The following is a 12,067-nucleotide window of genomic DNA, read 5'->3' as shown; positions in this document are numbered from 1 at the left end:
ATCCTGTGCACGCGACGGATTGTGCTCGCTCGCCGTGATCCGCGCTCGGCGACGCAGTGGGCGCGCCCGGGGCAGAATCCGGGGTATGCCGGTGTCGCGAACCGCTCAGGGCGTGGCGCGGGCGCGCTCGATGATGAGCCGCCCGGCGCCGGCGGGCGGTGACGCCGCAGGCGAGGAGCGGCTCAACGGTGACCTCGCCGCCGAGCTGGCGCGCGGTGAAGCGAGCGCGGGTGACCGGAATGCGGGCGCCGGCATGTTCCACCACCTCGTCGCGCGCACGCGTTTCTTCGACGGGCAGGTGCTCGACGCGATCGCAGCGGACGTCCCGCAGATCGTGATCGTCGGCGCGGGCTACGACGGCCGCGCGCTGCGGTTCCGCGCGCCGGGCATCGCGTTCTTCGAGCTCGACCTTCCCGAGACCCAAGCCGACAAGCGCGCGCGACTCGCGCGGCTCGACGTCGCGTGCGACGACATCCACTTCGTGCCGGTCGATCTCACGGACGGCGACGTCGCCGCGAAGCTCGCGCGGGCCGGCCACGACGCGCAGCGCCCGAGTCTCTTCACGTGTGAAGGGCTGCTGCTGTACCTCGACCGCGACGTGATCGCGCAGCTCTTCGTCGGGCTGCGCGAGCGCGCGGCGCCGTCGGTGAGATCGACGCTCGCGCTCAGCCTCGGGCTCGAGGACCGGGCGGCGACGCCGGCGGCGCGGCTCCGACGCGCGGCGTTCCGCCGCCGGCTCGTGCGCATCGGCGAGCCGGCGCGCACGCGGCTCGCTCACGACGGCTGGGAAACGCTGCTGCGGCAGGCCGGTTGGTCGATCGAGAGCGAGGTCGAACCCCGCGCTCTCGATCCCGAGGCCGCCCTCGGGAGCTCCCTCCTCGTGACGGCGAGCGGGGCGGGAACGATCGCCTGACCGTGCGAGACTGCGCGTTCGGGGTGGTTTCCGAGTCGGGAGCGAGATGCAAGCCGGAGACCGACGGCTCGGCGCGCGGGGTGGACGCTCGGCGCGCCTCGGAGTGGCGGTCGCGGTCGCGGGGATCGTCGCGACGCTGATCGTCGCGTTCGGGCCGTCGAGCCGGTCGAACCGCGCCGCCGCGGGCGAGCGCGCCGCGCCGGCGGAGACGGGCGCGCGTCACGCATCCGCGCGCGTCGCGGTCTTCGGCGACTCCCTCATGCTGCAGGCGGGCAGCGCGGTCGCCGCACTGGGGCGCGCGCACGGACTGTCGGTGTCGGTCACCGCGTACTTCGGCCTCGCGCCGTGCGACCTCGCGCCGCTCGTCCGGCAGTCGATCGCGACGCGCCCGGGCGTGCTGGTGCTCGCGTTCTCGGGCAACAACCTCACGCCGTGCATGCAGCGCGATGGTCGACCGCTCTCGGGCGACGCGTACTACGAGAAGTACAAGAAGGACCTCGGGGCGCTGGTGGCGTTCGCCGCCGCGCGGCACGTGCCGGTCGAGCTCGTCGCCCCGCCCGTGTTCCCCGCGGACCTCGACACGCCGCCGCGGGCCCGGCTCGTCGCGCAGTACGCGCGCCTCGCGCTGGAGCACCCGGGCGTGCGGCTCGTGAAGACCGCGACCGCGCTCGGCGGCCCCGCGTACGTGACCTCGATGCCGTGCGTCACCGGCGAGCGCGCGGCCCTCGGTTGCCAGGACGGTCGCATCGTCACTCGCGACGCGTCGCGCATCCACTTCGACGACCCGCGCACGGTGGGCTGTCCGATCGTCGGTCATGTGTGCACCTACTCCGCGGGCGCGCACCGCTATGCCGCCACGATCGTCGACGGCCTCGCGGCCGTCGCGGGTCTCGACTACCGGCCGGCACCGCCGACCGCGGGGATTCCCGTCGATCTCACGGGGACTCCGTAGCTCGTGGACGTCAATCCGGTCGCCGCCGCGGGATTCGGACGCGCCGCCGACGCGTACGAGCGCAGCCGGCCCAGCTATCCGACCGCGGCGGTCGACCGGCTCTGCACCGAGCTCGGCATCGCCGCCGGCACCCGAGTCCTCGATCTCGCGGCGGGGACCGGCAAGCTCACGCGGTTGCTCGCCGAGCGGGGCGCCGACCTCGTCGCCGTCGAGCCTTCGGAGGCGATGCGGCGGCAGTTCGCGCTCGCGGTGCCCGGAGTGCCGATGCAAGCCGGCACCGCCGAAGCGATCCCGCTCGCGGACGCGTCGGTCGACGGGGTCGTCGTCGCGCAGGCCTTCCACTGGTTCGACGCGCCCCGCGCGCTCGCCGAGATCGCGCGCGTGCTGCGCGTGTCCGGCGGCCTCGGACTCGTGTGGAACGAACGGGACGAGTCGGTCGAGTGGGTTGCCGAGCTCAGCCACGTCATGCGGTGGGACGTGCAGATGCCGTACCGGGTGGGGACCGACTTCCGCGAGGTGCTCGACGGGTCCGGGCGCTTCACGAGTGCGCAGCGCGAGCGATTCAGGTTCTCGCAGAACCTCGATCGCGACGGGCTCTGCGAACGGGTCTCGACCACGAGCTTCATCGCCTCGATGGAGCCCGCGGAGCGTGAGCACATCCTCGACGGTGTGCGCGCACTCGTGGCCGATTTCCCCGACCGGTTCGAGCTGCCGTACGTGACCGAAGTGTTCTGGTGCCACGAGGCGGGGAAGAACCCTTCGACCTGACGCACGCGCGTGCAGGCGTCGCTCCGATCCGCGAGCATCTGGGTGGGTTTTCGAACTGGAGGGTCGCCATGACGGTTGCCGACCTCGTCACCGGCATTCTGGGTTCCGACCTGCCGGTCGCCGTGCGCGCGTACGACGGCAGCACGCTCGGGCCTGCGAACGCGCGAGCCGCGCTCGTGGTGCGCTCACCCGACGCGTTTCGCCGCATCGTCACCGCGCCGGGTGAGCTCGGTCTCGGGCGCGCGTACGTGGCGGGCGACATCGACATCGAGGGCGACATGTTCGCCGCGCTCGAGCTGCGTCATCGCTTTCCGAACGTGTCGTTCGGCGCCGGGCAGATCGCGGACATGGTGCGGCTGCTCGGACCGCAACTGTTCCGCAGACTTCCGCGCGCGCCGGGCGAGGCGCGACTCCACGGTGCCCGGCACTCGAAGGCGCGCGACGCGGCCGCGATCGCGCACCACTACAACGTCTCGAACGAGTTCTACGAACGCCTGCTCGGACCGACGTTGACGTACTCGTGCGCGGTGTGGGAGCGACCCGATGTCGGGCTCGACGCCGCGCAGACCGCGAAGCACGACCTCGTGTGCCGCAAGCTGGGGCTGCAGCCCGGCATGCGGCTGCTCGACATCGGCTGCGGGTGGGGGAGCATGCTGCTGCACGCGGCGCAGCACTACGGCGTCGAAGGCGTCGGTGTGACGCTGTCCGGCGCGCAGGCCGACCTCGCGTCGAAGCGCATCGCGGAGGCGGGGCTCGCGGGCGCGCTCAGCGTGCGCGTGCAGGACTACCGCGACATCACCGACGCACCGTTCGACGCGGTGAGCTCGATCGGCATGTTCGAGCACGTCGGTCTGAAGATGCTCGACGAGTACTTCTCGCGTGCGTTTGCGCTCGTGCGACCGGGCGGTCGCTTCCTGAACCATGCGATCAGCCGCCCGTGGAAGCCGCGCCTGCGCACCCACTTCAAGCGGGGCAGCTTCATCGACCGGTTCGTGTTCCCTGATGGCGAGCTGCACGAAGTCGGTGCCGTCGTGACCGCGATCCAACAGGCCGGATTCGAGGCGCGGCACGTCGAGAGCCTGCGCGAGCACTACGCGCTGACCCTCCGGGCGTGGATGGCGAACCTCGAGAGCGATTGGGAGGCCGCGGTCGCCGACGCCGGTACCGCGATCGCGCGGATCTGGCGCCTCTACATCGCGGCGTCGGCCGTCAACTTCGAGGACGGCAACACGCAGATCCACCAGGTGCTCGCGGTGAAGCCCGATGGTGGCCGTTCCGGGATGCCGCTCCGCGTCGACTTCTGAGCTCGCCTACCAACCCGGCGGCAGGTTCGTGAAGTCGGGCTTGCGCTTCTCCGCGAACGCGGCGAGCGCTTCCTTGTTCGCGGGTCCGGCCATGAGGTGTTGGAAGGCCGCGTTCTCGGCGGCGCGCGCCGCGAAGATCGCGTCGCGATGCTGCGAGTTGATGAGCCGCTTCGACGCGCGCAGTGAGCTGATCGGCTTCTCCGCGAGCAGCCGTGCGTGCTCCATCGCGGTGTCGAGCAGCGCGTCGGGCTCGCACACCTCGAACACGAGGCCGTAGCGCTCGCAGTCCGCCGCCGAGATCCACTCGGAGCTCAGCAGGATCCACGTCGCGCGCTGACGCCCGAGCAGCGTCGGGAACGTGTAGCTCGACGCGGCCTCGGGCGCGACCGCGAGATCGGTGAAGGGGCAGCGGAGTCGCGCGGTCGACGACATGAAGACGAGATCGGCGAATCCGATGATCGTCGCACCGATACCGAGCCCGATGCCGTTGATCGCGAGGAGGAACGGCTTCTCGTAGTCGATGAGTTGGTCGAGCATGCCGACGAAACCGTGCCGGCCCGGTGAGAAGTCGGGATCGCTCGCGTGGCGCGCCATCTCGAAGAGGTCGGCGCCGGCGGAGAACGCGCGCCCCGCGCCGGTCATCAACACGACCGCGACGCCGGGATCCTCGTGCGCCGCGATGAGCGCGTCCGTCACCTCGTCGTAGAGCGCCTCGTTGAACGCGTTCAGCGCCTCGGGCCGGTCGAGCGTGAGGGTGCGGACCCGGTCGGCCGTTTCGATTCGGAGCATCGGAGGAGTCTGCTATCTCTGCCTGGTCGGGCTCGCACGCATCGCCCTCCACGACGCCTCAGCCTCGGAGTCGGCCGGGCCGCAAAGACGACCCGGCCGTTCCGGCGGGCTGGCCTTGTCCATTACGCCGAACGCGGCTTCCGCTCGAGATGCTGCAGCTCGACCATGAGCGGAAGCAGGTAGCCGATGTACGCGTTCGTGAGGACGTAGTCGTCGGTCGCGCCGTGCGTCGTGCGCTCGGAGCGCTCGATGATGCGGACGCGATCGTCGCGCTCCTTCACCGTCGCGGCACGCGCGACGATCGCTTCGAGCTCCTCGACGCTCTCGATCTGCAGACCGAAGTGGTCGAGCGGGGGCGCCTCCATCGCGGGCGTTGCCGGCAGCAGGTAGACGAACTGGCCGAAGGCGCCCGTGTAGAGGATCAGCGGGTCGCCCTTCTCGCCGGTGTTGTCGCCCTCGACCCAGCCGAACACCTCGTGGAAGAAGCCGAGGATGTCGGCGCGCCCGCGCGCGTCGAGCACCCTCGGATCGACGCTGATCGCAACGTGGTTGAGCGTCGGCGGTCCCATCGTCATCCTCCGATCCGCGGCACGACGAGCGCCTTGCTCGCGAGCTCACCCGCGCCGAGCCGCTGCATCGTCGTGCCGACCTGATCGAGCGGGAAGTCCTCGGGCTCGATCAGGAGATCGAGCGGGAGCTTCCCGGACGCGATGAGGTCGAGCGCCTTCGCGAAGCCGTGGTCGTCGTAGTTGTACGAGCCCATGATCGTCTGCTCGAGGATGATCACGCGGTTGTGGTTGACGCGCGGCGCATCGGAGCCGGTGCCGAGGAACAAGAAGGTTCCCGCCCGATCGAGCTGGTCGAGCGCGGCTTCGGCGGCGACGGCGCGGCCCGAGCACTCGAAGGCGAGCGTGAACGCCTCGTCGACGGGGCGGCCCATCGGCGCGCGCGAGAGCGAGTCGGGGCTGACGACCCGCGCCCCGAGCGCCGCCGCGCGCTCCCGTCGCAACGGCGCGGGCTCGCTCACCGTGATGTCGTCGATGCCCGCGGCCCTGAGCACCGCGATCATCAGCGTGCCGACAGGACCCGCGCCGGTCACCAGCACGCGGTCGTCGGGACGCGCGCCGGAGAGCGTGTGCGCGTGCATCGCGACCGCGAGCGGCTCGGTGAGCGCGGCGTCGCGCAACGACACGCCCGCGGGCAGCGGCAACAACGACGACGCGTCGACGTGCTTGTAGCGCGCGAACGCGCCGGTGCCACCGAAGAAGTTCGGTGCCGCGCGTTCGCTGCACACCGACGGTCGCCCCGCGCGACACGACCGGCAGCGTCCGCATCCGGGACGGTCGGCCGCGACGACGGTGGTGCCCATTGGAACGTCGGTCCGTGCGTCGGGCCCGAGCGCGACGAGCGTGCCCGACCATTCGTGGCCGAACACGGCGCCCTTGCGGCCCATCCCTTCGAGCACGAAGTGCAGGTCGGTGCCGCAGATCCCGCAGTGCGACACCTCGACGATCGCGCCGCCGTCCTGCAGCTCGGGCACCGGCAGCTCCTGCGCCTCGACCACGCCGTCGCCGAGGTAGACCGCGGCCGGCATCATCGTGGGGAGCGCGCTCACGCTCATTCGCTCGCGCCTTCGGCCGTGTCGTGGATGGTGGCGTGCGCGTTCACGAGGCACCCACGAGCTGTCCGGGCGTGCGCAGGTAGGCCCCCGCGGCCCGAAGCTGCGCGCCCCACGGCGTGATGATCGCGAGCAGCTCGTCGAAATCGGTGCCGAGCGCTTCGAGCGCGGGCCGCATCTGCGCGTCGGTGCGCCACTCGACCTGCTCGCGCGCGTCGCGACCTGCGGCCGTGAACGCGTCACCGTCGACCCAGCCGCGCGCGCAGAGCCGGTCGAGGGCGGCGCCGAGCTGCTCGTCGCTCCACGCGCGCGTCCGGATGTAGCTGCGCAGCGGCAGGCCGAGGAACAGCTCCGTCAACAATCCGATCTCGACCGCGTCGAGCCCCGTGCTGGTCCAGGCCGCGGTGTGCGCGTCGCCGCGCAGCTCGCGCAGCTCGTCGCCGAGGTGGAAGAAGCGCGTGAGGGGATCGGTGGGGTCGTCCCACTGACTCGTCAGGCCCGCGAAGAGGGGCCGGCCGGCGACGGCGTTCGGCGCGGCGGCGCGTTCGAGGAGCTCCGCGGCGCGCGCCACACCGTCGGGTGCGGGGCCGAGCACGCGTGCGAGTTGGCCGACCGCGCCCGCGCGCCGCGTCGCGAAGATCGTCGGCGCGTCGGTGAGTCGCCAGCCCATCTCGACGCAGGGCGCGACGACCTCGGGATTGAACACGGCGAACGCGGCCGCCACGACGTGCGGCGCGACCTGGCCCATGAGCGAGCCACGACTCGTGAAGTACGCGACCGGATCGGGGAGCGCGACGCCGTCGGCATTGCCACGGCTGCCGGTGAAGCCGAGCGCCTCGTACGCGGAGTGGCACTCGGGCGCGAAGTACACCTGACCGATGCACGGTTCGAGGTGCGCGCCGAGCAGGCGGGCGCGGCGGGAGAGGGTGGCGTCGTCGATCACGCGCACGCATCGTCGCGGGTCGGCACGCGGCCCGGCAACCGCGACCGCGCGGCGGTCGTTACCCTGAGCCGAGCGAACGGGGAGTCGGGGATGGCGGTGGACGTCGGGCACTGGGTCGACGGCAAGGCGTGGGACGGCACGTCGGGCCGGTTCGGCGCGGTGACGAACCCCGCGACCGGCGAGGTGACCGCTCGGGTGGCGCTCGCCGCCGCGGCCGACGTCGACACCGTCGTCCAGAGCGCCCGCGCCGCCGCCCGCGAGTGGCGCTCGGTGTCGCTCAGCCGGCGCGCGCGTGTGCTGTTCGCACTGCGCGAGCAGCTCGAGCAGCGCAAGGACGAGCTCGCCGCCCGCATCACGGCCGAGCACGGGAAGGTGCTCTCCGACGCGCGCGGCGAGGTGGCGCGCGGCATCGAGGTCGTCGAGTTCGCGTGCGGGATCCCGCACCTCCTGGCGGGCGATCACTCCGAACAGGTCTCGACCGACACCGACGTGTACTCGATTCGTCAGCCGCTCGGTGTCGTCGCGGGCATCACGCCGTTCAACTTCCCGGCGATGGTGCCCATGTGGATGTTCCCCATCGCGATCGCGTGTGGCAACGCGTTCGTGCTCAAGCCGTCGGAGCGCGACCCGTCGGCGTCGTTGCTCATCGCGGAGCTGTGGCGAGAGGCGGGACTTCCCGACGGTGTCTTCAACGTCGTGCAGGGCGATCGGGAAGCAGTCGACGCGTTGCTCGCGCATCCCGATGTCGCCGCGATCTCGTTCGTCGGATCGACGCCGGTCGCGAAGTACATCTACGCGACCGCGGCGGCGAACGGGAAGCGGGTGCAGGCGCTCGGCGGCGCGAAGAACCACATGATCGTGCTCCCCGACGCCGATCTCGACGCCGCGGCCGACGCCGCGGTGAGCGCGGGCTTCGGGTCGGCGGGGGAGCGCTGCATGGCGATCTCGGTCGTCGTCGCGGTCGACCCGATCGGTGACGACCTCGTCGGACGCATCGTCGAGCGCATCGACGCGGTGCGGGTCGCCGACGGCACCGACCCCGACGCCGACATGGGTCCGCTCGTCACCGGCGCGCACCGCGATCGCGTGGTGTCGCTCGTCGACGCGGGCGTGGCGTCCGGTGCGGCACTCGTGGTCGACGGCCGGGGCCTGAACGTGGAAGGCCGCGCCGACGGCTTCTGGCTCGGGCCCTGCCTGTTCGACCACGTCCGCCCGGACATGTCGATCTACACCGAGGAGATCTTCGGCCCGGTCCTGAACGTCGTGCGGGCCGGCTCCTACGAGGACGCCGTGCGGCTGGTGAACGAGAGCCCGTACGGCAACGGCGTGGCGCTCTTCACCCGTGACGGAGGCGCCGCCCGCCGCTTCCAGTTCGAGGTCGAGGCCGGGATGGTGGGCATCAACATCCCGATCCCGGTCCCGATGGCGTACTACTCGTTCGGCGGGTGGGGCGCCTCCCTGTTCGGCGACACCCACGTCCATGGGGCGGAGGGCGTCCGCTTCTACACCCGCGGCAAGGTCGTGACCAGCCGCTTCGCCGACCCTGCGACCCGTGGGCCCGACCTCGGCTTCCCCCAGAACCGTTGAGCCCGGGGCTCGCCGCGGGTATGGCTCCGGTGTGCGACGGATCGCGCCCGGAGGCGGCCACGGAGAGTATTGCCGTTGTCCTCTAGCCGTGACCGGTTCCTGCCGATCTGAGTCCCGATGATGGCCGTTCCGCTTCCCGAGGCCGACCGCCGCCGCCTGCTCGAGATCAGGGGGCTGCATCCGGCCGTGCCCGTGCTGGTCCTGCACCCGTTGCTGACCGTGGTCACCGGGTTCGGTCGCGACGCGTCCGACACCGTGGTGGAGAGCCTCGGCCGGCTCGGCGCGCCGCTCGGACCCGAAGCGACGGGGACGATCGAGATCGGCGGCCGGGTGCTCGAGCTGCCCGAAGCGCTCGCCGCCGCCGACGAGCGGCCGTTCGTGCTGCGCGGCCCGATGCTCGTGGCCGAGATCGCTCGCAAGCGCGCGGCCGACGCCGCGGCCGACGTCGGCAAGCGCGCCGCGCGCGCCTCCCGCCGTGAAGCCGCGCTCGCGCGCCGCGATCAGCTGGTCGACCGGCTCGAGCAGCTGTCGATGCGCGCCGACGACATCGAAGCCGAGATCACGCAGGTCGCGGGGGTCGACGACAGCGAGCTCGAGCGACTGCTCGCCGCTGCGCGCGTGCCCGACTCGATCAGTCCCAACCCGCTGATGAGCGCGCTGGTCGACGAGTGGGACGCGCTCGTCGTCGAGCGCAAGGCCAGCAGCGGTGGCCCGACCGTCGAGCGCGCCGAAGCCAACCTCGAGGCAGTTCGGACGCGCATCGCGCAGCGCGAGGAAGCCGACGTCGAGGCCTCGGCCTCGAAGATCGATCCCGCCTCGGTGCGGCGGGTGCAGGAGGCGCACGCCGCGGTCGAGCGGCTCGCGTCGGGACTCGACAACGCCCGTCGCGGTGAGCGCAAGGCGGCCGGTCAGCTCGTGGCCGAAGCCGTCGAAGCCGAACGGGTCGCGCTCCGCGAGATCGGCTTCGAGAGCTACGCGACGTTCCTCCTCGCGATGGCGGAAGGCCGCGGTCAGGACGACGCCGCGCACGACGAGGCCGCGCTCGTCACCGCGGACGCCGCGCTCGCGCGCGCCCGCGACCGCGAGCAGGTGTTCGTGCTGCTCTCGGAACGAGAGCTCGACCTGCGCGCGCGCGTGGCGCGGCTGCTGGGCCGGTTGCCCGGGCCCGACGTCGGCGCGGAGCTGCGCACCGGGCTCACCGAGACGCCGTCGAACGCGGCGCGCGACCGGCTCCGAGCTGCGCTCCGGGAGGCCGAGGTTCCCGCCGGGGACGACCCGATCGTCGCCGCCGAGCGTCACCTCCAGGGCGGCCAGTCGCGCCGCGCCCACCACTCGGCGTTGCGCGCCGAGCTCGAAGAGATCGAAGCCGAAGGCACGCGCCTCGACGAGCAGCTCGACCTGGCCGAGAACGAGCTCGCCGCCGCAGAGCGCGACCTCATCGCCAGCGTCAGCGGCGGCACGCTCGCGGGACGTGAAGCGCCGGTCACCCTCGGCACGGCGGAGCCACGGGAGCTGACCGACGCGATGAGCGTGCTCGTCGAGCTCTCGGGTCCGCCCGTGGTCGTCGGGGAGTGCTTCGACGACGTTGGCGGGAACGCGCTCGCGACGCTGCTCGACACGTTGTCGACGCTGTCGCGTCGTCGCCAGGTCGTCATCGTCACCGAGGCCGACGCGGTCGTGCGCTGGGCCGAGGAGCTCGGTATCAACGGGGTCGTCTGGACGCCGGCCGACGTCGAAGCGGCGCAGTACGAGGGCGTCGAGCCCGCGGTCGACGAGGTCCCCGAGATCGAGGCCGAGGTCGCGGTGGCGCCGACGTTCGAGGCCGAGGTCGCGCCCGCGGTCGCGTTCGCGACCGAACCCGAAGTCGTCGCGAGCGTCGAGATCGAAGCCCCCGAAGCCCTTGAGGTCGCCGACGTTCCGGCGGTGCCCGAGGTTCCCGCCGCTCCTGGCGCTCCTGCCGCTCCGGCCGCGGCGCAGGTCGAGGTCGAGGCGGTCGTGGTGGCCGAGCCGGTCGTGGTGGCCGAGCCGGTCGTCCCGGTGGAGCCCGCGTTTGCGAGCCTGCCCGAGTCCGAGCCCGAGCCCGAGCCCGTACCCGAAGTGGTGCGCGAGCCGTCGCCCGATGCGAAGCCCGCCCTCGCCGGTTCGGCGATGAGCGACGACGCGCCCATCGTGCGGTCCCGCCCGGCGTGGGCGCCCGCGCCGACGAAGCTGCGCTTCGGTTGGGAGGGGTCGGCGCCCGCCAGCGGCGACGTCGCCGCCGCGGCCGACTCGCGGCCCGCCGCCGACTTCTTCGGTGACACCGAGGCGCTCGCCGCCGCCAAGCGGCTCGCCGAGCAGCCCGTGCCCGACTTCTTTGCGCACCGGGCGGAGCCCGAGGTCACGCAGCCCGAGCCGGCCGCGCCCGCGGAACCGGTCGTTGCGAACGCGCCCGAGCCGGAGCCCGAGCCCGTGACGCCCGTCGCCGCCGTGCCGCAGGCGCCGGTCGCTTCGCGGCCCGTCGTCGAGGCGCCGGTGGCCGAGGTGCGTCGACCCGCGCTCTTCGACCGCGAGGCGCACGAGGAGCCGAAGCCGCCCGCCGCGAGCACGCCGGCGCCGCCGGTCGAGGCCGTCGAACCCGCCCCGCCGGCGCCGCCCGTGGAGGCCGTCGCGGCTGCGCCCGTCGAGTCGCCGATCGAGCCCGTCGAGCGGACGCAGGCGAAGCGCAACCCGCTCGACGACCTGTTCGTCGACCGCGAAGAGGTCGTCGCCCGCCGCGAGCCGAAGGCCAAGAAGGCGCCGAAGCCGAAGCCCGAGCCGAGGGCCAAGCGCGAGCCGAAGCCCGAGCCCCAGCCGAAGATCCGGCGCGAGGAACCGCAGCCCGATCGCGCGACGGGTCCGTGGAAGCCGCCGCACACGCGCCGGCGCAAGCACAAGCCCGTCCCGCAGGCTCCGCCCTGGGAAGGTCGGTTCGACACCTCGCGCGAGCGGGACGCGCCGATCGAGCCCGCCGCGCCGCTGCCGTCGGGCTCCGAACCGCTCGCAGTGTGCGTGCGTCACGTCGGTGTCGTCACCCGCAAGCGGTGCGCGCGTTGCGGCGAGCCCGCGTGCGACGAGTGCCTCGTGACCCCGCGGGGTCGCCGGAGCTCGATGTGCATCGAGTGCGCGATCCTCGAGGCCGGTGTGCGCAGCCGCCGGCGCTCGCGCGGCTAGCGAA

General features: G+C 72.7%; 10 protein-coding genes. 6 read left to right on the top strand and 4 right to left on the bottom strand.

The window, feature by feature from the left end; genetic code table 11:
• Positions 1-85 precede the first annotated feature (85 nt).
• From VH914_08010 to VH914_07995, 4 genes are all read left to right on the top strand, one after another.
• Complete coding sequence (locus VH914_08010; GenBank protein HEX4491133.1) at positions 86-913, top strand: class I SAM-dependent methyltransferase; 828 nt, start codon at positions 86-88, stop codon at positions 911-913.
• Positions 914-959: 46 nt separating this feature from the next.
• A complete protein-coding gene (locus VH914_08005; protein HEX4491132.1) occupies positions 960-1,865 on the top strand; it encodes a hypothetical protein in 906 nt (301 codons plus the stop codon).
• A 3-nt stretch (positions 1,866-1,868) separates the two neighbouring features.
• Positions 1,869-2,633: a methyltransferase domain-containing protein gene (locus VH914_08000; protein HEX4491131.1), complete on the top strand. Its 765-nt coding sequence runs from the start codon at positions 1,869-1,871 to the stop codon at positions 2,631-2,633.
• Positions 2,634-2,701: 68 nt separating this feature from the next.
• Positions 2,702-3,937, top strand: coding sequence for a cyclopropane-fatty-acyl-phospholipid synthase family protein (locus VH914_07995; protein HEX4491130.1), 1,236 nt, complete (start codon positions 2,702-2,704; stop codon positions 3,935-3,937).
• Between the two features lie 6 nt (positions 3,938-3,943).
• Here the strand turns inward: VH914_07995 and VH914_07990 are convergent, their stop codons facing one another.
• The 4 genes from VH914_07990 to VH914_07975 form a co-directional block, all read right to left on the bottom strand.
• Positions 3,944-4,726 carry an enoyl-CoA hydratase-related protein gene (locus tag VH914_07990; protein ID HEX4491129.1) on the bottom strand — a complete coding sequence of 261 codons (783 nt, stop codon included), beginning with the start codon at positions 4,724-4,726 and terminating at the stop codon, positions 3,944-3,946.
• Between the two features lie 122 nt (positions 4,727-4,848).
• On the bottom strand, positions 4,849-5,301 hold the full coding sequence (locus VH914_07985) for a hypothetical protein (protein ID HEX4491128.1): 453 nt from the start codon (positions 5,299-5,301) through the stop codon (positions 4,849-4,851).
• On the bottom strand, positions 5,298-6,347 hold the full coding sequence (locus tag VH914_07980; protein HEX4491127.1) for an alcohol dehydrogenase catalytic domain-containing protein: 1,050 nt from the start codon (positions 6,345-6,347) through the stop codon (positions 5,298-5,300). The genes VH914_07985 and VH914_07980 overlap by 4 nt, the downstream gene beginning before the upstream one ends.
• Before the next feature lie 43 nt (positions 6,348-6,390).
• Positions 6,391-7,287, bottom strand: coding sequence for a hypothetical protein (locus VH914_07975; protein HEX4491126.1), 897 nt, complete (start codon positions 7,285-7,287; stop codon positions 6,391-6,393).
• A 90-nt stretch (positions 7,288-7,377) separates the two neighbouring features.
• Here VH914_07975 and VH914_07970 point away from each other — a divergent pair, with 90 nt between their 5' ends.
• Both VH914_07970 and VH914_07965 read left to right on the top strand, forming a co-directional pair.
• Positions 7,378-8,874 carry a CoA-acylating methylmalonate-semialdehyde dehydrogenase gene (locus tag VH914_07970; protein ID HEX4491125.1) on the top strand — a complete coding sequence of 499 codons (1,497 nt, stop codon included), beginning with the start codon at positions 7,378-7,380 and terminating at the stop codon, positions 8,872-8,874.
• 117 nt (positions 8,875-8,991) lie between these two features.
• Positions 8,992-12,063 (top strand): hypothetical protein, encoded by a 3,072-nt coding sequence (locus VH914_07965; GenBank protein HEX4491124.1) that lies wholly within the window; start codon positions 8,992-8,994, stop codon positions 12,061-12,063.
• Positions 12,064-12,067: the final 4 nt, after the last annotated feature.

Source organism: Acidimicrobiia bacterium (assembly GCA_036271555.1).
GTDB lineage: Bacteria > Actinomycetota > Acidimicrobiia > IMCC26256 > PALSA-610 > DATBAK01.
The sequence above is the reverse complement of the archived record's forward strand: the minus strand, read 5'-3'. Positions and strand labels throughout refer to the sequence as shown.

What these genes read in the sequence shown, in the direction of transcription:
- VH914_07990 (HEX4491129.1), bottom strand. Translation starts at nt 4,726, where the DNA reads ATGCTCCGAATCGAAACGGCCGACCGGGTCCGCACCCTCACGCTCGAC.
- VH914_07970 (HEX4491125.1), top strand. Translation starts at nt 7,378, where the DNA reads ATGGCGGTGGACGTCGGGCACTGGGTCGACGGCAAGGCGTGGGACGGC.
- VH914_08010 (HEX4491133.1), top strand. Translation starts at nt 86, where the DNA reads ATGCCGGTGTCGCGAACCGCTCAGGGCGTGGCGCGGGCGCGCTCGATG.
- VH914_08005 (HEX4491132.1), top strand. Translation starts at nt 960, where the DNA reads ATGCAAGCCGGAGACCGACGGCTCGGCGCGCGGGGTGGACGCTCGGCG.
- VH914_07980 (HEX4491127.1), bottom strand. Translation starts at nt 6,347, where the DNA reads ATGAGCGTGAGCGCGCTCCCCACGATGATGCCGGCCGCGGTCTACCTC.
- VH914_07965 (HEX4491124.1), top strand. Translation starts at nt 8,992, where the DNA reads ATGATGGCCGTTCCGCTTCCCGAGGCCGACCGCCGCCGCCTGCTCGAG.
- VH914_07985 (HEX4491128.1), bottom strand. Translation starts at nt 5,301, where the DNA reads ATGACGATGGGACCGCCGACGCTCAACCACGTTGCGATCAGCGTCGAT.
- VH914_07995 (HEX4491130.1), top strand. Translation starts at nt 2,702, where the DNA reads ATGACGGTTGCCGACCTCGTCACCGGCATTCTGGGTTCCGACCTGCCG.